The following is an 18,409-nucleotide window of genomic DNA, read 5'->3' as shown; positions in this document are numbered from 1 at the left end:
TTTCGACCGTCGAAGAGCGCCTTCACACTTGCCCCCAGTTCAAGCACTCATCGTCACCGAGTTGTCAGCGCACAGCTATCGTCACCGTGACAAAACGACCCGGTGTGATCCCTAATCGGTTTCGGATGTCCGATTTGCCTGATTTTGATCCATGAGCGCCACGATGCGTTCAAGATCGTCAACCGAGCCGAATTCGAGCGTGATCCGCCCCTTGCGGCGTCCCAAGTCGACCTTCACGCGAGTGTCGAACCGGTCCGAAAGCCGGTTCGCCAGTTCCTGGAGTCCGGGCGCCTGGATCGGCTTGCGGGGAGCGGGCTTCGGCTTGGCCGGCTTCTCGCTCTTTTTGAGTGTGACGGCTTCCTCGGTCGCACGGACCGACATGCCCTCCGCGATGATCCGCACGGCCAACTCTTCCTGACTCTCGGCGTCTTCGAGGGAGAGCAGCGCCCGCGCGTGGCCCGCCGAAAGCACCCCGGCGGCGACCCGTCGCTGGACCGCGAGGGGGAGTTTGAGCAAGCGGATCGTGTTCGTGATGACCGGGCGGCTGCGCCCGATCCGGCTTGCCAGCTCCTCGTGCGTGACCGCGAACTCGTCGAGCAGCTGCTGATACGCGGCCGCCTCTTCGAGCGGGTTGAGCTGGACGCGGTGGATGTTCTCGAGCAGCGCGTCACGCAGCATCGCCTCGTCGGCGGTCTGGCGGACGATCGCCGGGATCGCCTCCAGCTCCGCAAGCTGAGACGCACGGAGCCGCCGCTCGCCCATGACGAGTTCGTACTCGTCGGGGCCGAGCTCCCGGACCACGATGGGCTGCATGAGCCCGAACGCGCGGATCGAGTGCTCCAGCTCGTTGAGCGCGTCTTCGTCGAAGACCTGCCGCGGCTGCTTCGGGTTCGGCTTGATCTGGCTGACCGGGACCTCGCGGTAGACCGCGCCGGCGACGGTGCCGCCGTGCGAACCGGCCTCACCGTTGGCCGCGAACCAGCCCTTGTCGTCCGGCCCCGCGGGCTTGACCGCGGGAACGGGAACCGTGGCGGAGCCGTTCTCGACGGGGGCCGCAGAGCCCGGTGGCGGACCGGTGGGGATCAGGGCGGCGAGCCCGCGCCCGAGCCCCCCTCTGCGCTCGCTCATGCCGTACCGCTCCTTTCCTTCATCTCCGCACCCCGTTGTGCGATCTCCTTCGCCGCGTCCACGTAGCTCATGGCGCCACGGGAACCCGGGTCGTACGCGAGGACGGTCTGCCCGTAGCCCGGCGCCTCGGACACCTTCACGCTGCGGGGGATGACCGTCTTGAGAACAGTGTCCCCGAAGTGGTTCCGGACCTCGTTCGTCACCTGATCGGCCAGCTTCGTCCGGCCGTCGTACATGGTGAGCAGAATCGTGGAGACGCTGAGTTCGCGGTTCAGGTGCGCCTGGACGAGCTCGATGTTGCTCAGCAGCTGACCCAGACCTTCGAGCGCGTAGTACTCGCACTGGATCGGGATCAGCACCTCCTGCGCGGCGACCATCGCGTTGACGGTCAGCAGGCCGAGCGACGGCGGGCAGTCGATGAAGACGTAGTCGACGCCGATCTCGTCGAGGATCTCGGACGAGAGCGCCTCCTTGAGCCGCATCTCGCGGGACGCCATGGAGACGAGTTCGATCTCGGCACCGGCGAGGTCGATGGTCGCGGGCACGCAGTAGAGATTCGACGACTGCTCGCTCTGCGCCGCGGCCTCGGCGAGCGACACCTCGCCGATCAGCACCTCATAGATCGAGGGGGTGCCGGATCGGTGGTCGATGTCGAGCGCGGTGCTCGCGTTGCCCTGGGGGTCGAGGTCGATCACGAGCGTCTTGAGCCCGTGGACGGCGAGGGCGGCGGCGAGGTTCACCGTGCTGGTCGTCTTGCCGACGCCGCCCTTCTGGTTGGCAACCGTCAGCACTCGCCGACGAGTCGGCCGGGGGAGTGCACCCTCCTTGGGGTGCAGCACGCTGGCGGCGCGGACGGCTTCTTCGGCGATGGGCGTCCAGCCGAGTTCCTGGCCGGCGCTCGCAGGGTCGGACGGCGGGGGAGTCACCGGTCTCGAGCCTCCTCTGTATTAGACGTGGGAGTCGTTCCACGTTGTTTCACGTGGAACCGGGTTAGCTGCGCCTGCCGCGCGATCGGGACTGCTTCGGAGGCAGACGGTGGATCACGACGACCGTGCTCGGAACCTCGAGCACCTTGGTACCGCACTCGAAGACTTCCGGCTCGCCTCCGCCGGCCTTCCGGACGGCGACGCGATCGCGTTCGATTTCTTCTCCAGCGCTCGCTCCTTTGAGGGCGACCAGAGCACCTTCGGAACGCACGAGCGGGAGGCACCAGTTCGCGAGCCGGGCCAATGGAGCGACCGCCCGGGCGGTGACGACATCGGCGTCACCGAGCTCCTCACGTACCTGCCGCTCCTCCGCGCGCCCGCGGACAACGGTGATGGGGAGTTCCAGCTTCTCGGCAACCTCGGCCAGCCAGTCGACCCGGCGGGCCATCGGTTCGAGCAGAACGATATCGAGGTCCGGTCGGCTGATCGCGAGCGGTACACCCGGAAGCCCCGCGCCCGAGCCGACGTCGACCACGCGGGCGCCGTCGGGGATGCGTTCGCCGATGACGGCGGAGTTGAGGACGTGACGCTCCCACAGCCGGTCGACCTCGCGAGGCCCGATCAGTCCGCGCTCCACGCCATGCCGCTCCAGGAGTTCGACGTAGCCGATGGCTTGCTCGAGGCGGTCTCCGAACACTTCCGACGCCGCACTCCGAACCGATGCGGCGACCCCGTCCAAGCCCACTCTTGCTCCTCAACCCTCGACGCCGTTTCACGTGAAACGCGCTTCACTGATTGTCCATGACGCCGACCGCAAAGCGGGGAGACAGTCCGAAGTTGTGGACAACTCCACTCGTCTCGCGCGTTTCACGTGAAACGCCACGGCTGCAATTCACCCCCGGACACAAAGAAGCGGCCCGCCGGATGACCGGCGGGCCGCTTCGTTCGAGTAACCGTCAGGCGGGGAAGATGACGACCCGGCGCTTCGGGTCCTCTCCTTCGCTCTCACTCTTGACCCCGTCGACCGCGGCGACCGCGTCGTGCACGACCTTCCGCTCGAACGGGCTCATCGGCTGCAACCGGACACGCTCACCGGAGGAGACCACGGTCTCGGCGGTCGAGCGACCGAGCTCGCGGAGCTCCTCGCGACGGTCCGCGCGCCAGCCCGCGATGTCCAGCATCAGGCGGCTCCGCGAACCGGTCTCCTGCTGGACCGCCAAACGCGTCAGCTCCTGCAGCGACTCCAACACGGTGCCGCGCGGCCCGACGAGCTTCTCCAGATCCTCGCCACCGTCGATGCTGACGATCGCGCGGCCCGCTTCGACATCGAGGTCGATGTCGCCGTCGTAGTCCAAAAGATCGAGCAGCCGCTCGAGGTAGTCGCCGGCGATGTCGCCCTCCTTCACGAGGACGTCGTCGTCGACACCTCCCTTGCGAGCGGTCTCTTCAGTGGCGTCCTCGACCTCGGCCGCACTGTTCTCCTCGGCGTCGATCGTGTCGATCGTCTCCGCCATTACTGGTCTCCTCTCCGGCCCGGATCGGCGTCAGCGACGCTTCCGGCCCGATTTCTTAGTCGAGTCAGAGATGAGCTCGGTCGCTTCCGCGCCGTTCTCCTTCGAGCCGTTGGTGGACGGCTCGGCTGATGCGTTCTTGGTGTCCTTCTTCTCCGCGGCGGAGGGATCGGTCTGGGCGAAGCCGTGGGGCGAGCCCGCCTTCTTCACCTGACCACCGGAGGACTGCTTGTTCCTCTTCTGCTGGACCGGCTTCTGGCCGGGGCGCGGCGCGGTCGGCTTCTGGCCGGGCTTCGGGCCGAGGTTCGCGCGCTTCTCCTTCTCGGCTTCCTTGCGGGCCTCTTCTTCCTTGTCGATCTTCGTGTAGACGAGGCGCTGCTGCATCAGGGTCCAGCCGTTGTTGGCGAGCCAGTAGATGAGCAGACCGATCGGGAACAGCGCACCGAAGACGAGGACACCGATCGGGAAGACGTACATCGTCAGCTTGTTCATCATCGCGGTCTGCGGGGTGGCCGACTCGGGGTTCTGGCGCTGGACCGAGTGACGCGCGGTGAGGTGCGTCGCGATACTCGCGATGATCATCAGCGGGATCGCGACCGGCGCGACGCCCCAGTGGAAACCGGGAGCCGTGTTCCCACCGCTGACCATGTCGACGCCGGTGTAGATCGCGTCACCGAGGTTGACGCCGAACAGCTTCGCGTGAACGTAGGACTCGACGCCGGCCTGATCGAAGAAGTAGTTCTCGGTCTTCGGGCCGCCATACGGGTTGATGGTGAACATCCGCAGGACGTGGTTCAGACCGATGAAGACCGGGATCTGAAGCAGCATCGGCAGGCAGCTGCCCAGCGGGTTGACGCCGTGCTCCTTCTGGAGCTTCTGCATCTCCATCGCCTGGCGCTGCCGGTCGTTGGAGTACTTCTTCTGGATCTTCTTCATTTCCGGCGCGAAGTCCTGCATCTTCTTCATCGACCGGACTTGGTTCACGAACGGCTTGAACATGATGCCGCGGACGGTGACCGTCAGGAAGACGATCGCGAGGACCCAGGAAATCGCGTTCGCCTCACCGAACACGAGCCCGAAGACCTTGTGCCAACACCACAAGATGAAGGACACGGGGTAGTAGATGAAGTCGAGCACTGAGCTACTCCTCGATCGGTGTTTCAGGTCGGCGGTGGCGCCACGAGAACGTCTCGGGTACCGGGTCGCGGCCGGGCATGGTCCACGGGCCACAGCGCAGCAGACGCCGGACCGCGAGATAGCTGCCGCGGCCGGCGCCGTGCCGGGTCAGTGCCTCGACGGCGTACGCGCTACAGCTCGGGTAGAACCGGCACGCCGGAGGAAAGAAGGGGGAGATCGCCTTGCGGTACAGCTTGATGGGCAGGAGCAGCACCCATGCCACCGGGCCGGGCCGGGCGTCTTCGGTGGTCTCGTTCTCGGTGGCTCGCATGCCGTTACACCGCTGATCCGTTGTCGGGGGGTCGCGCCTGCTGGGACTTCCCGGTGACGGCGGAACGGCCGGAGAGCCCGAGGCGCCTCAACGACGCGTCGAGGTCCGAGCCGAGTTCCGCGCTGGACGCGTCCGCGGCCGGAGGTAGTGCCCGTATCACCAACGAGCTGCCCGGCGGCAGTGTTCCGAGCCTGGCGGAAACGAGATGCCTCAATCGGCGGGTGACCCGGTGGCGGACCACCGAATTCCCCACGGCCTTGCTCACCACAAAACCCGCCCGCGCCGCTTCGGCGGCATCGGGCGGGTCCGTGGTCAACGCATGGACGACGAGGCGGCGCCTGCCTGCCTTGGCCCCACGCCGCATCACGGCACGGAAATCCTCACTGCGCCGCAACCTCGCGGCGGCCGGCAGCACGACGTCCCTCGACGACGGCCGGATCAGGCGGACAGCGCGCCGCGGCCCTTGCGACGGCGAGCCGCCAGGATGGCCCGACCGGCGCGGGTCCGCATGCGCAGGCGGAATCCGTGGACCCGGGCGCGGCGGCGGTTGTTCGGCTGGAAGGTGCGCTTACCCTTGCTCACGACTAACTTCTCCTGTTTCTCGGCCGCCGGGAACGGTTCGACCCGTTCCTGGCGTGTCGTGCTGACGCACGGCAGTCTCTGGTGTCTCCTACCAACGTGTGGCCTCGTCACGTCGAGCGACGACAACGTGGGCACGCGAAACGCCCCCGCTGTATACGGGAGACCTTACGAGGGTACGCACCCACCGCCGGGGCCCGGCAGGCACCCCCTCGACCACGGACCGCGACAGTACGTGGAGAGTGATCCCCGACGACGCGAGGGCATCGAATGGCAACACGCCGTACACCGTGAAATGCTTGCGCGCGAGGATGCCTTGTGGCAACGAGCGGGGCTTGTTAGCGTGCCCCTCCCGGGTTTTCGCCGAGGTGGAACGGTGCAGGCGCCCGGGTGTCCTTGGGGATGTGGAGGCGTCCCGTCGGCATACGGCGATCCCGCAGGTGGCGTCACCGCGGGCAGCCGTACATTAGTGCACAGCTGTGGACAACCATGTGGATATTTGCTGTGCGCATGTGCCGATCGGGCCATGATGACGCTCGACCCGGCGTTTCGGGCCGCTGAGTGATCTCGCCGCACGCACCGATGAGGGGAGGGGAGTCAGGCAGGTGTCCGATCACCAGCACAATCTTGGCGTCATCTGGGAACAGGTCGTACGCGAACTGTCGGACGGCACCCTCTCCCCGCAGCAGCGCGCCTGGATGCGGGTGACCCGGCCGATCGGCCTCCTCGACGGCACCGCCTTGCTCGCCGCCCCCAGCGACTTCGCCAAAGAAGCGATCGAACGCGCCCTTCGCGGCGCGATCACCGAAGCCCTTTCGCGCCGGCTCGGCCGCGCGGTCTCCCTCGCGGTGAAGGTCGACAGCACCGAGCCCTCGATGCCTCCGCCGCCGCCCTCGCCCGGCCCCCGCTACGAACCGACGTCACCCGGCCGGGTGGAAAACGGTTCCGGACCGGTGCCGGGTACTCCGCCGCTGCCCGACGGTGACGGCATGCTGTCCCCGAACAGGCCGCGGCCCGAGCCGCCGAAACCGAGGCCCCCGAGGCAGCAGCCCGTGGACAACAGCCTCAACGATGGCGACGACAGCGATGAAGAAGTCGACGAAGAGGGCGAGGCCCTCGCCGCGGTGACCGAGATCTGGCCGACGTTCTCCGGACAGCCGATCGCGGGCCAGCCCTACACCGCGCCGGCGCAGCCACAGACGTCGAAGACGAAGCTCAACGAGAAGTACACGTTCGACACGTTCGTCATCGGCGCGTCGAACCGCTTCGCACACGCGGCCGCGGTCGCTGTCGCCGAAGCACCGGCCCGCGCGTACAACCCGCTGTTCATCTGGGGAGAATCCGGACTCGGGAAGACCCACCTGCTGCACGCCGTCGGGCACTACGCGCAGCGGCTGTTCCCAGGCATGCGCGTGCGGTACGTGTCGACCGAAGAGTTCACCAACGACTTCATCAACTCGCTGCGCGACGACCGCAAGGTCGCCTTCCAGCGCCGCTACCGCGACATAGACATCCTGCTCGTCGACGACATCCAGTTCCTGGAAGGAAAAGAAGGTACGCAGGAAGAGTTCTTCCACACCTTCAACACCCTCCACAACGCGAACAAGCAGATCGTCGTCTCCTCCGACCGCCCGCCGAAGCGCCTCGAAACGCTGGAAGACCGGCTGCGCACGCGGTTCGAGTGGGGCCTCATCACCGACATCCAGCCGCCGGAACTCGAAACGCGGATCGCGATCCTCCGCAAGAAGGCGGCACAGGACCGGCTCGCCGTCCCCGGCGAAGTCCTGGAGTTCATCGCTTCACGCGTCGAGGCGAACATCCGGGAACTCGAAGGCGCGCTCATCCGCGTCACCGCCTTCGCGTCACTGAACCAGCAGCCCGTCGACGTGGCGCTCGCCGAGATCGTGCTCCGCGACCTCATCCCCGACTCGCACGCACCCGAGATCACCGCGCCCACCATCATGGGCGTCACGTCCGAGTTCTTCGACGTGACCCTCGACGACCTCTGCGGCCCCGGCAAGACGAAGGCACTCGCGACCGCACGCCAGATCGCCATGTACCTCTGCCGCGAACTCACCGACATGTCCCTGCCGAAGATCGGACAGACCTTCGGCGGCCGCGACCACACGACCGTCATGCACGCGGACAAGAAGATCCGCAAGGAGATGGCCGAACGACGGCGCATCTACGACCAGGTCCAGGAACTGACCTCACGGATCAAGCAACGCGCCAGGCAGTAATTTTTTATCTCGCGCTGACGTAAACGTGCCGAAGGGGCGTCGTTCCGCTTCCAACTCAGGTTGGGCGGAGAGGCGCCCCTTCATCACGTTTACGTGGGCCTTCGGCCCAAAAGAGGGCGCTCGACGGGTGAAGTCTCCGTCGGGCGCGGGGCGCCCTTGGGGAGACCTTGCGGTCGCCAAGCAGGCGTCACCGGGGGGCTTAGCTGGGCGTAAGTCCTTAGTGCACAAGGGTTTTGGGCCTCCGCCGGTCGGGTGGGGGCCCGTTTCATGTCCACATTGGCCCGAAGTGCACGTAGGCCTAGAAGCGGCGAAGGGCGCTTGAGTCGCCTTCGCGTTTTTCCTTGTGTACAAAGGAATCCACAGGGTGTGGGTAGCTTGTGCACAACTCCGGTGGGGTCGGGAGCTGCGGCGATCAGGTTTCCGTCCACATCGCACTCACAGGGAATCCACAGCATTTCCACACCATGATCCACACGCTGTCCCCAGGTTGCCCACATCTTGTGCACAAGGGTGAACGGTGCTGCCCGAGTCACTCTCCCGAGCGATTCCGGTCACGAACCAGGTCCACAAGCCTGGGTACAAACCGGCTCACAACTGGGGATAACTGTGGGGAAAACTGTGGATGACTGTGGACAGATCGAGCGCCGCTCGAAACCATCCACCGACGGCCCGAGCTGTCCACCGTTCGTACACACCCGGAGTCCACAGCCCCACAGGCATCCGGACCTGCGAGAACAAGGCTTGTCCACACAATCCACAACGCCTATTACTACTGCTGTCTTTTCTTCTTCTCTAGAAGAGAACAAAACAAAAACAGGCGAAGGACGAATCTGGGGACAGCCGGTCAGCCGTGTCGTCTTGTCGACAAAAGCAAGGGGAGGCCGAGGTGACGCGGACCCCGGGGACGGCCTAACGTGGGTCCCTGCACCTGGTCTGCGTGTCGACGTGCGTTCGCGTCCTCGCTCGGACCGAACGAACCTGCGAGGCACCTGGCCATCGCGCTCTCCGGCCGCGGTGACCCGTTGAGCTTTCGAGCCGTCAGGGGCTCGGCTGTCGAAAGGAAGCGCGCATGAAGATCCGCGTCGAGCGTGACGGGCTGGCCGACGCCGTCGCGTGGGTGGCGAGAAGCCTCCCGTCGCGGCCTCCGGTCCCGGTTCTGGGCGGTGTCCTGCTCGATGCGGGATCCGACGGGACGAGTGACGCACTCACCGTCTCCGGATTCGACTACGAGGTCTCCGCCACGGTCGGCGTTCCGGCCACCATCGCCGACGGCGGCCGTCTGCTGGTCTCCGGCCGTCTGCTGGCCGACATCACCAAGTCGCTGCCCGCGCAGCCGGTCGAGATCTCCGTCGACGGTGCTCGCGCGACCATCACCTGCGGCTCCGCGCGCTTCTCGCTGCCGACCATGCCGGTCGAGGACTACCCGCAGCTCCCGTCCCAGCCCGCCTTCGCCGGCGAACTCACCGGCGACGCCTTCGGCCAGGCCGTCACCCAGGTCGTCGTCGCGGCGGGCAAGGACGACACCCTCCCGATGCTGACCGGTATGCGGCTGGAGATCTCGGGCTCCTCGCTGACCCTGGTCGCCACCGACCGCTTCCGGCTCGCGATGCGCGAGTTCACCTGGGAGCCGGCCGAGGGCCTGTCCGACGCCGCCGTGCTCGTCCCGGCGCGCACGCTCGCCGAGGCCGCGAAGACGCTCGGCGCCAGCGGTGCCAAGATCCGGCTCGCGCTCGCCAGCGGCGAGGGCCTCCTCGGCCTCTCCGGTTCCGGCCGCTACACCACGACCCGCCTCCTCGACGCGGAGTTCCCGCCGTACCGGCAGCTGCTGCCGGCGCAGCACACGTCGCGCGCGGTCCTCGAGGTCTCGGCGCTCGCCGAGTCGATCAAGCGTGTTTCGCTGGTCGCCGAACGCGGCACCCAGGTGCGGCTGGAATTCAAGGACGGCTCGCTGCGGCTCTCCGCCGGTGGCGACGACGAGGGTTCGGCCGAAGAAGAGCTTCAGGTCGACTACGAGGGTGAGCCGGTGACCATCGCGTTCAACCCGGGTTACCTCGTCGACGGGCTCGGCGCGCTGAACGCGAACCGGGCGGAACTGACGTTCACCACCCCGAACCGGCCGGCGCTGATCAAGCCCGCCGACGAGGAGGGCAACGTCGTCCCCGGCTACCTGTACCTCCTGATGCCGGTTCGCCTCCCGGGCTGACCGGCGCCACTTTCTGTTCGCACCAAAGGGGATCTTCATGGCTCAGCTGGGACTCATCGGCCTCGGCAAAATGGGGTTCAACATGCGTGAGCGGCTGCGCGCGGCCGGTCACGAGGTGGTCGGCTACGACCGCAACCCCGATGTCACCGACTCCACCTCACTCGAGGACATGGTGTCCAAATTGGACGGTCCTCGGATCGTCTGGATCATGGTGCCCGCCGGTGAACCCACCCGGCAGACCGTCGCGGAACTCGGCAACCTGCTGTCCGAGGGCGACCTCGTGATCGACGGCGGCAACTCGAAGTACACCGACGACAGGATCAACGCGGACCTGCTCGCCACGAAGAAGATCGGCTACCTCGACTGCGGCGTTTCCGGTGGCGTGTGGGGCAAGGACAACGGCTACGGCCTGATGGTCGGTGGCGCGGCTTCGGACGTCGAGAAGGCCATGCCGATCTTCGACGCGCTTCGCCCCGAGGGCCCGCGTGACGAGGGCTTCTCGCACGCCGGCGCCGTCGGCTCCGGTCACTACGCGAAGATGATCCACAACGGCATCGAGTACGGCATGATGCAGGCCTTCGCCGAAGGCTTCGAGCTGCTCGAAGCCGCGAAGGTCGTCGAGAACGTGCCCGCGGTGATCAAGGGCTGGCAGCGGGGGACCGTCGTCCGCTCGTGGCTGCTCGACCTGCTCGTCCGCGCGCTCGACGAGGACCCGGAGCTGGACGACCTCGAGGGTTACGTCGAGGACTCCGGCGAAGGCCGGTGGACCCTCGAAGAGGCGATCAACAACGCTGTCCCGGCACCGGTCATCTCGGCCGCGCTGTTCGCCCGGTTCGCCTCGCGCCAGGAGGACTCCGCCGCCATGCGGGCCGTCGCCGCGCTGCGCAACCAGTTCGGCGGGCACTCGGTCAAGAAGGCCGGCGACTAGGAAGCGGGTTGTACCTCAGACATCTCCAGGTCACCGATTTCCGGTCCTGGCCACAGGCCGATCTCGCGCTCGAACCCGGCCCGACCGTCCTCGTCGGACAGAACGGCCGCGGCAAGACGAACCTCCTCGAGGCGATCGGCTACATCGCGACCCTGGGCTCGCATCGCGTCGCGACCGACGCGCCGCTGGTGCGGCACGGCTGCGAACGCGCGCTGATCAGGGTCGCGGTGGTCAACGAGGACCGCGAACTGACGGTCGAGCTGGAGATCACGCCGGGCAAGGCGAACCGCGCGCGGGTCAACCGCGGTGCGGTCGGCAAGCCCCGTGACGTGCTCGGGATCCTGCGCACGGTGCTGTTCTCCCCGGAGGATCTGGCGCTCGTGCGCGGGGATCCCGGGGAGCGCCGCCGTTTCATGGACGAACTCCTCGTGCTGCGCGCGCCGCGATACGCCGGGGTGCGCGCCGACTACGAGAAGGTGCTGAAGCAGCGGAACGCCCTTCTCAAGACGGCGGGCAAGCGCCGGACGGGGCGCGAAGACCCGTACGCGTTGTCGACGCTCGACGTCTGGGACGACCACCTGGCGGTGGCGGGGGCCGCGTTGCTGGCCGCCCGGCTCAACCTGATCGCGGATCTCGCGCCGTACACGGCCGCCGCGTACATGGGGGTCGCGCCCGACTCGAGACCGGCGACGATCGCGTACAAGTCGAGCCTCGGCGAAGCGATGCCAGCGGGCTATGGCGTTCCGGACGGTACTCGCGCGGATGAGACGGTCCTCAAGGATGTGCTGGTCGAGGCGTTGAAACGGTCCCGGAACCTGGAGCTGGAGCGCGGGGTGAGCATGGTCGGCCCGCATCGGGACGAGCTCGATCTCATCCTCGGCGAAGCGCCGGCTAAGGGTTACGCGAGCCATGGGGAGTCCTGGTCGTTCGCCCTCGCCTTGCGTCTGGGAAGCTACGAGCTTCTGCGTGGCGAGGCCGGGGAACCGGTGCTTCTCCTGGATGATGTGTTCGCCGAGCTGGACCGGCGTCGCCGGGCCCGGCTGGCGGAGGTGGCGGCAGGCGCCGAGCAGGTGCTGGTGACCGCCGCCGTGGACGAGGACGTGCCCGCCGAACTGGCCGGACATCGGTTCCTCGTGGCGGATGGTGAGATCAACCGAGGGTGATCCGGTGAAGCGGATACCCCGGGTGATCGGCGCCACAGCAGTTGCCCACCGATCTGGGGACAAACCTGTGGACAGTGTGGATAACACCGTGAACGCGTTATCGCCCCGCGTGACCAAGGGGCCTGATAAGCGGCTTGACACCCCCCGCTCGGGCGGTAACCCGAGTGAGGGAGCTTTGTTCGACACGAAGAGTGATCGGCCAGCGGTATCGAACGGCGCAACTGATACCGAAGGCAAGGAGCCGACTACTGGTCGTGACCTCGCGCTGGCCGCCCTGGACGCCGCGAAGGCCAAAGCGAAGGCCCGCGGAGTCGAACCGGGCGCGCGCCGCGGCCGTATCACCGGTGGGGGAGCCGGTTCGTACGGCCAGAGCTCGCGACGTCGTCGCTGGTCAGGGCCGGGTGCCGACGCCCGCGACCCGCAACCGCTCGGCAGGCTCGCCTCCCGGATCGCGGTCGACCGCGGCTGGAACACGCGGCTCGCCAACGGTCAGGTCTTCGGCAGCTGGGCACGGCTTGTGGGTGAAGAGGTCGCCGAACACGCCCAGCCGGTCGCCCTGAAGGACGGCGAGCTGACCGTCCGCGCGAGTTCGACGGCGTGGGCGACGCAGCTGCGCCTGCTGCAGGGGCAGCTGCTGGCGAAGATCGCGAAAGGCGTCGGGCACGGTGTGGTGAAGAGGATGCGGATCCAGGGGCCGACGGCGCCGAGCTGGCGGAAAGGGCCGCGGCACGTCCCGGGACGTGGTCCGCGTGACACGTACGGCTGATCCGAGTTGCGCTTCGCCGCGTCTATGCCATCGACAGTGCCCATTAAAGCGCCGAGAACGCGCTCAGAGTGCTTCGCGAACGTCAAGACTCTGTTTCGAACGAATTAGCGCGCCTGTGAGCAAATCAGGGGTGTCCTTGCCGCATGCCAGCGGGCGCGGCCAAGTACACTGGAGATGAGCGAGCGTCCGCTCGGGCGAGACGAGGAGAATCAACACCTGTGACCGAGAACAAGAGCGAGTACAACGCGTCGTCGATCACGGTGCTCGAAGGCCTCGAAGCCGTCCGCAAGCGTCCCGGTATGTACATCGGTTCCACCGGTGAACGCGGCCTCCACCACCTCGTTCAAGAGGTGGTCGACAACTCCGTCGACGAGGCGATGGCAGGTCACGCGACCAAGGTCGAGGTTACCCTGCTTGCCGACGGCGGGGTGCGGGTCGTCGACGACGGCCGCGGTATCCCGGTCGACATGCACCCCAAGGAGATGAAGCCGACCCTCGAGGTCGTGCTCACCGTGCTCCACGCGGGCGGCAAGTTCGACAGCGACTCCTACGCGGTCTCCGGTGGTTTGCACGGCGTCGGCGTCTCCGTGGTGAACGCGCTGTCGAAGACACTGCTCGCCGAGGTCAAGTACGGCGGCCGCAGCTGGCGCCAGGAGTACACGAACCAGCTTCCCGGTGAGCTGCAGGATCTCGGTCCGGCCAATGAGACCGGAACGACGATCACCTTCTGGGCCGACGACGACATCTTCGAGACCACGACGTACAACTTCGAGACGATCTCCCGGCGTCTTCAGGAGATGGCGTTCCTGAACAAGGGCCTGACCCTTTCGCTGCGCGACGAGCGCGTCGCCGACGAAGAGACCGAAGAGGACGCCTCCGGCCAAGCGGCACGGGTCAAGGAAAAGACCTACTGCTACCCCGGCGGGCTCGAAGACTTCGTCAAGCACATCAACGGCAGCAAGGACCCGATCCACACCAGCGTGATCTCCTTCGAGGCCAAGGGCGTCGGCCTCGAGGTCGAGGTCGCCATGCAGTGGAACAACGGCTTCACGCCGTCGGTGTACACGTTCGCCAACACGATCAACACGCACGAGGGCGGCACGCACGAAGAGGGCTTCCGCGCCGCGCTCACCCGCGTCGTCAACGCGTACGCGCGCGAGAAGAAGCTGCTCAAGGAGAAGGACGCCAACCTGACCGGTGACGACGTGCGCGAGGGTCTCGCCGCGATCGTCTCGATCAAGCTGGCCGAGCCGCAGTTCGAGGGCCAGACCAAGACCAAGCTGGGCAACAGCGAGGCGAAGACCTTCGTGCAGCAGACGTCGAACGAGTGGCTGGCCGACTGGTTCGAGCGCAACCCCACCGAGGCGAAGACGATCATCAACAAGTCGATCTCTTCGTCGCAGGCGCGGATGGCCGCCCGCAAGGCGCGCGACCTGGTCCGCCGCAAGGGTGCGCTGGAGATCGGCGGCCTGCCCGGCAAGCTCAAGGACTGCCGGTCGACCAACCCGTCGGAATGCGAGCTCTACATCGTCGAGGGTGACTCGGCCGGTGGGTCGGCCAAGGAAGGCCGCGACTCGATGTACCAGGCGATCCTGCCGATCCGGGGCAAGATCATCAACGTCGAGAAGGCCCGCATCGACCGCGTCCTCAAGAACACCGAGGTCCAGTCGCTGATCACCGCGCTCGGCACCGGTATCCACGAAGAGTTCGACCTCGAGAAGCTGCGCTACCACAAGGTCGTGCTGATGGCCGACGCCGACGTCGACGGCCAGCACATCACCACGCTGCTGCTCACCTTCCTGTTCCGGTTCATGCCCCCGCTGATCGAGCACGGGCACGTGTTCCTCTCGCGCCCGCCGCTGTACAAGATCAAGTGGCCGCGGGCCGATCCGGAGTACGCGTACTCCGACCGGGAACGCGACGCTGTCATCCAGGCGGGTGTCGAAGCGGGCAAGCGCCTCCCCAAGGACGACGCGATCCAGCGCTACAAGGGTCTCGGCGAGATGAACGCCGAAGAGCTGTGGGAGACCACGATGGACCCGGCGCACCGGCTGCTCGGCCAGGTCACCCTGGACGACGCCGCGCAGGCCGACGACCTGTTCTCCGTACTGATGGGCGAAGACGTCGAAGCGCGCCGCTCCTTCATCACGCGTAACGCCAAGGACGTGCGCTTCCTAGACGTTTAGGCGTCCCCGCTCTTTGTCCCCTTAGGACTGCTCTCACGAGAAGGACCTCATGACGGAAACCTTGCCGCCTGCTCCGGACCACGACCGGATCGAACCGGTCGACATCCAGCAGGAGATGCAGCGCTCCTACATCGACTACGCGATGAGCGTCATCGTGTCGCGGGCGCTGCCGGACGTGCGGGACGGCCTCAAGCCGGTGCACCGCCGCGTGCTGTACTCGATGTTCGACTCGGGCTTCCGCCCCGACCGCGGGTACAACAAGTGCTCCCGCGTCGTCGGCGACGTGATGGGCAACTACCACCCGCACGGTGACTCCGCGATCTACGACGCGCTGGTGCGGCTCGCCCAGCCGTGGGCGCTGCGGTATCCGCTGATCGACGGCCAGGGCAACTTCGGCTCGCCTGGCAACGATCCGGCTGCCGCCATGCGGTATACCGAATCCCGGCTGGCGCATCTCGCGATGCACATGCTGCAGGACATCGAAGAAGACACCGTCGACTTCTCCGACAACTACGACGGCCGCACCCAGGAGCCCGACGTCCTGCCGTCGCGGTTCCCGAACCTGCTGGTCAACGGTGGTTCCGGAATCGCGGTCGGGATGGCGACCAACATCCCGCCGCACAACCTGCGCGAGGTCGCCGACGGCGTCAAGTGGGCGCTGGAGAACTTCGAGGCGAGCGACGACGAGCTGCTCGCCGCGCTGCTGGTCCGGATCAAGGGCCCGGACTTCCCGACCAAGGCGATGATCCTCGGCAACTCCGGCATCGAGGACGCGTACCGCACCGGCCGCGGCTCCGTGCGCATGCGCGCGGTCGTCGAGGTCGAAGAGGACGCCAAGGGCCGCACGATCCTGGTCGTGTCCGAGCTGCCGTACCAGGTCAACCCGGACAACCTGGTGGAGAACATCGCGAACCTGGTCCGCGACGGCAAGCTCACCGGCATCTCCGACATCGCCGACGAGTCCAACAGCCGCAGTGGCATGCGGATCGTCGTCACGATCAAACGCGACGCGGTCGCGAAGGTCGTGCTGAACAACCTGTACAAGCACACCCAGCTGCAGCAGAACTTCGGTGTCAACATGCTGGCACTGGTCGACGGCGTGCCCCGCACGCTGCGTCTCGACCAGATGATCCGGCACTACGTGAAGCACCAGATCGAGGTCATCGTCCGCCGGACCCGCTTCCGGCTGCGGAAGGCCGAAGAGCGCGCCCACATCCTGCGCGGTCTGGTCAAGGCGCTGGACATGCTCGACGAGGTCATCGCCCTCATCCGGCGGTCGCCCTCGGCCGAAGAGGCAAGGCCCGCGCTGATGAGCCTGCTCGACGTCGACGAGATCCAGGCGACCGCGATCCTCGACATGCAGCTCCGCCGCCTCGCCGCGCTGGAGCGGCAGCGGATCATCGACACCCTCGCCGAGATCGAACTCGAGATCGCCGACCTCAAGGACATCCTCGAGAAGCCCGAGCGGCAGCGCGCGATCATCGCCGAGGAACTGCAGGAGATCGTCGACAAGTACGGCGACGACCGGCGCACCAAGATCATCCCGTTCGACGGCGAGGTCTCGGTCGAAGACCTCATCGCGGTCGAGGACGTCGTCGTCACGATCACCCGCACGGGTTACGCCAAGCGAACGAAAACCGATCTGTACCGATCGCAGAAACGCGGCGGCAAGGGCGTCCAGGGCGCGACCCTCAAACAGGACGACATCGTCCAGCACTTCTTCGTCTGCTCGACGCACGACTGGATCCTGTTCTTCACGAACAAGGGCCGCGTCTACCGCGCCAAGGCCTACGACCTGCCGGAGGCCAACCGCAACGCGCGCGGCCAGCACGTCGCGAACCTGCTCGCGTTCCAGCCGGACGAGAAGATCGCCCAGGTCATCGAGATCCCGAACTACGAGGTCGCCCCGTACCTGGTGCTCGCGACCCGTCGCGGCCTGGTGAAGAAGACCAAGCTCACCGACTTCGACTCCAACCGCGCCGGCGGCCTCATCGCCGTCAACCTGCGCGAAGGCGACGAACTGGTCGGCGCGGTCCTCGCGGCCGCCGAGGACGACCTGCTCCTCGTGTCCGCGGAAGGCCAGTCGATCCGTTTCCACGCCACCGACGAAGCCCTGCGCCCGATGGGCCGCGCGACGTCCGGTGTGCTGGGCATGCGGTTCAACGAAGGCGACGAACTGCTCGGCATCAACGTCGTCCAGCCGGACAGGTTCCTCCTCGTCGCCACCGCGGGCGGCTACGCCAAGCGGACGCCGACCGAGGACTACCCGGTGCAGGGCCGCGGCGGCAAGGGTGTGCTCACCATTCAGTACGACCAGAAACGTGGCAGGCTGGTGGGCGCGGTCATCGTCGACGCCGAAGACGAGCTCTACGCGATCACCTCCAGCGGCGGGGTGATCCGGACTTCGGCCGGACAGGTGCGCAAGGCAGGCAGGCAGACGAAGGGAGTGCGGCTGATGAATCTCGACGAAGGAACCACTCTTCTCGCGGTCGCACGCAACGCGGACGAGCCCTCGGACGTCGCCACTGCAGGTAGTACTGAAGGAGAAGAAATCCCGGCGTCGGAGCAGGAGTAGACGACGCCCCACGTACTGGGTAAGGACTGACACCTCGTGACACCATCCGAGAAGCCCGAAGCAGGCGGCGCGCAGGCGGGATCGTCGAGCCCGCCTTGGCAGCGCGACAGCGGTGCCGGGGAGGCCGAAGGCGCCAGTGAGCAGACGGTCTCGGTGTCTTCGGTCGCCACCGAAGACGTGGCCCACTCGGACCCGAAGCGGGACGCGACAACCGTGACCGACTACCACGGGGTAAGCGGCACGGCCGCGAAGAGGCTCTTCGGCGACAGCGGAGAGGGCGAACCCGCCCCCTCCGCCATCCCGTCGGCCTCCCGCACCCGTGCCGCGCCCACCGCGCTCCGCCGCCCCGGCCGCGGACCGCGTCGCGCCAGCCTGCAGATCAAACGCTTCGACCCCTGGTCGGTGCTGAAACTGTCCCTCGTCCTCGGCGTCGCGCTGTTCTTCGTGTGGCTCGTCGCCGTCGGCGTCCTGTACACCGTGCTCGACGGCATGGGTGTCTGGGACAAACTCAACGGGACCTACTCGTCGCTCGTCGGCGGCGAAGGGGCCGACGCGCCGGCCGACCCGTTGATCAGCGCCGGCCGCGTTTTCGGGATCGCGGCCATCCTCGGCGCCATCAACATCGTGCTGATCTCGGCGCTGGCCACCGTCAGTGCCTTCATCTACAACGTCTCCGCCGACCTCGCCGGAGGCCTGGAAGTGACCCTTTCCGAACGAGAGTGACCCGGTTGCAGGACGCCGCGAGGCGTCCTGTAAT

The 18,409-nt window shown here is 66.9% G+C and carries 16 protein-coding genes; 8 read left to right on the top strand and 8 right to left on the bottom strand.

Annotated elements, in window-relative coordinates:
• Positions 1-111 precede the first annotated feature (111 nt).
• The 8 genes from ACLJO0_RS01265 to rpmH form a co-directional block, all read right to left on the bottom strand.
• Positions 112-1,128 (bottom strand): ParB/RepB/Spo0J family partition protein, encoded by a 1,017-nt coding sequence (locus ACLJO0_RS01265; RefSeq protein WP_410576202.1) that lies wholly within the window; start codon positions 1,126-1,128, stop codon positions 112-114.
• The gene (locus ACLJO0_RS01260; protein ID WP_125781540.1) at positions 1,125-2,054 is read right to left on the bottom strand and encodes a ParA family protein; all 930 of its coding nucleotides are present in this window, start codon (positions 2,052-2,054) and stop codon (positions 1,125-1,127) included. Before ACLJO0_RS01260 ends, ACLJO0_RS01265 begins: the two co-directional genes overlap by 4 nt.
• A gap of 64 nt (positions 2,055-2,118) precedes the next feature.
• A complete protein-coding gene (rsmG, locus tag ACLJO0_RS01255; protein ID WP_410576201.1) occupies positions 2,119-2,799 on the bottom strand; it encodes a 16S rRNA (guanine(527)-N(7))-methyltransferase RsmG in 681 nt (226 codons plus the stop codon).
• Positions 2,800-3,010: 211 nt separating this feature from the next.
• Complete coding sequence (locus ACLJO0_RS01250) at positions 3,011-3,568, bottom strand: protein jag (RefSeq protein WP_410576200.1); 558 nt, start codon at positions 3,566-3,568, stop codon at positions 3,011-3,013.
• Positions 3,569-3,598: 30 nt separating this feature from the next.
• Positions 3,599-4,702, bottom strand: coding sequence for a membrane protein insertase YidC (gene yidC, locus ACLJO0_RS01245; RefSeq protein WP_410576199.1), 1,104 nt, complete (start codon positions 4,700-4,702; stop codon positions 3,599-3,601).
• Positions 4,703-4,706: 4 nt separating this feature from the next.
• Complete coding sequence (gene yidD / locus ACLJO0_RS01240) at positions 4,707-5,012, bottom strand: membrane protein insertion efficiency factor YidD (protein WP_034321908.1); 306 nt, start codon at positions 5,010-5,012, stop codon at positions 4,707-4,709.
• 4 nt (positions 5,013-5,016) lie between these two features.
• The gene (rnpA, locus tag ACLJO0_RS01235; protein ID WP_125790679.1) at positions 5,017-5,427 is read right to left on the bottom strand and encodes a ribonuclease P protein component; all 411 of its coding nucleotides are present in this window, start codon (positions 5,425-5,427) and stop codon (positions 5,017-5,019) included.
• A gap of 23 nt (positions 5,428-5,450) precedes the next feature.
• A complete protein-coding gene (gene rpmH, locus ACLJO0_RS01230; RefSeq protein WP_005154511.1) occupies positions 5,451-5,594 on the bottom strand; it encodes a 50S ribosomal protein L34 in 144 nt (47 codons plus the stop codon).
• A 602-nt stretch (positions 5,595-6,196) separates the two neighbouring features.
• On the opposite strand from rpmH, the gene dnaA reads away from it, so the two are divergent.
• From dnaA to ACLJO0_RS01190, 8 genes are all read left to right on the top strand, one after another.
• Positions 6,197-7,831: a chromosomal replication initiator protein DnaA gene (dnaA, locus tag ACLJO0_RS01225; protein ID WP_125781550.1), complete on the top strand. Its 1,635-nt coding sequence runs from the start codon at positions 6,197-6,199 to the stop codon at positions 7,829-7,831.
• A 1,069-nt stretch (positions 7,832-8,900) separates the two neighbouring features.
• A complete protein-coding gene (gene dnaN, locus ACLJO0_RS01220) occupies positions 8,901-10,034 on the top strand; it encodes a DNA polymerase III subunit beta (protein WP_125781552.1) in 1,134 nt (377 codons plus the stop codon).
• 37 nt (positions 10,035-10,071) lie between these two features.
• On the top strand, positions 10,072-10,962 hold the full coding sequence (gene gnd, locus ACLJO0_RS01215; RefSeq protein WP_034321914.1) for a phosphogluconate dehydrogenase (NAD(+)-dependent, decarboxylating): 891 nt from the start codon (positions 10,072-10,074) through the stop codon (positions 10,960-10,962).
• Positions 10,963-10,970: 8 nt separating this feature from the next.
• The gene (recF, locus tag ACLJO0_RS01210; RefSeq protein ID WP_410576198.1) at positions 10,971-12,125 is read left to right on the top strand and encodes a DNA replication/repair protein RecF; all 1,155 of its coding nucleotides are present in this window, start codon (positions 10,971-10,973) and stop codon (positions 12,123-12,125) included.
• 265 nt (positions 12,126-12,390) lie between these two features.
• The gene (locus ACLJO0_RS01205; protein ID WP_410576937.1) at positions 12,391-12,891 is read left to right on the top strand and encodes a DciA family protein; all 501 of its coding nucleotides are present in this window, start codon (positions 12,391-12,393) and stop codon (positions 12,889-12,891) included.
• Between the two features lie 218 nt (positions 12,892-13,109).
• Positions 13,110-15,077, top strand: coding sequence for a DNA topoisomerase (ATP-hydrolyzing) subunit B (gyrB, locus tag ACLJO0_RS01200; protein ID WP_410576197.1), 1,968 nt, complete (start codon positions 13,110-13,112; stop codon positions 15,075-15,077).
• A gap of 49 nt (positions 15,078-15,126) precedes the next feature.
• Positions 15,127-17,652 (top strand): DNA gyrase subunit A, encoded by a 2,526-nt coding sequence (gene gyrA, locus ACLJO0_RS01195; RefSeq protein WP_125790675.1) that lies wholly within the window; start codon positions 15,127-15,129, stop codon positions 17,650-17,652.
• Positions 17,653-17,688: 36 nt separating this feature from the next.
• A complete protein-coding gene (locus ACLJO0_RS01190) occupies positions 17,689-18,375 on the top strand; it encodes a DUF3566 domain-containing protein (protein WP_125790674.1) in 687 nt (228 codons plus the stop codon).
• Positions 18,376-18,409 lie beyond the last annotated feature (34 nt).

The sequence above is a fragment of the Amycolatopsis sp. lyj-108 genome (assembly GCF_046549005.1).
Taxonomy (GTDB): domain Bacteria; phylum Actinomycetota; class Actinomycetes; order Mycobacteriales; family Pseudonocardiaceae; genus Amycolatopsis.
Note: the sequence above shows the minus strand (reverse complement) of the source record. Positions and strands in the feature narration are given on the sequence as shown.

What these genes read in the sequence shown, in the direction of transcription:
- ACLJO0_RS01265 (WP_410576202.1), bottom strand. Translation starts at nt 1,128, where the DNA reads ATGAGCGAGCGCAGAGGGGGGCTCGGGCGCGGGCTCGCCGCCCTGATC.
- ACLJO0_RS01250 (WP_410576200.1), bottom strand. Translation starts at nt 3,568, where the DNA reads ATGGCGGAGACGATCGACACGATCGACGCCGAGGAGAACAGTGCGGCC.
- yidD (WP_034321908.1), bottom strand. Translation starts at nt 5,012, where the DNA reads ATGCGAGCCACCGAGAACGAGACCACCGAAGACGCCCGGCCCGGCCCG.
- dnaN (WP_125781552.1), top strand. Translation starts at nt 8,901, where the DNA reads ATGAAGATCCGCGTCGAGCGTGACGGGCTGGCCGACGCCGTCGCGTGG.
- gnd (WP_034321914.1), top strand. Translation starts at nt 10,072, where the DNA reads ATGGCTCAGCTGGGACTCATCGGCCTCGGCAAAATGGGGTTCAACATG.
- gyrA (WP_125790675.1), top strand. Translation starts at nt 15,127, where the DNA reads ATGACGGAAACCTTGCCGCCTGCTCCGGACCACGACCGGATCGAACCG.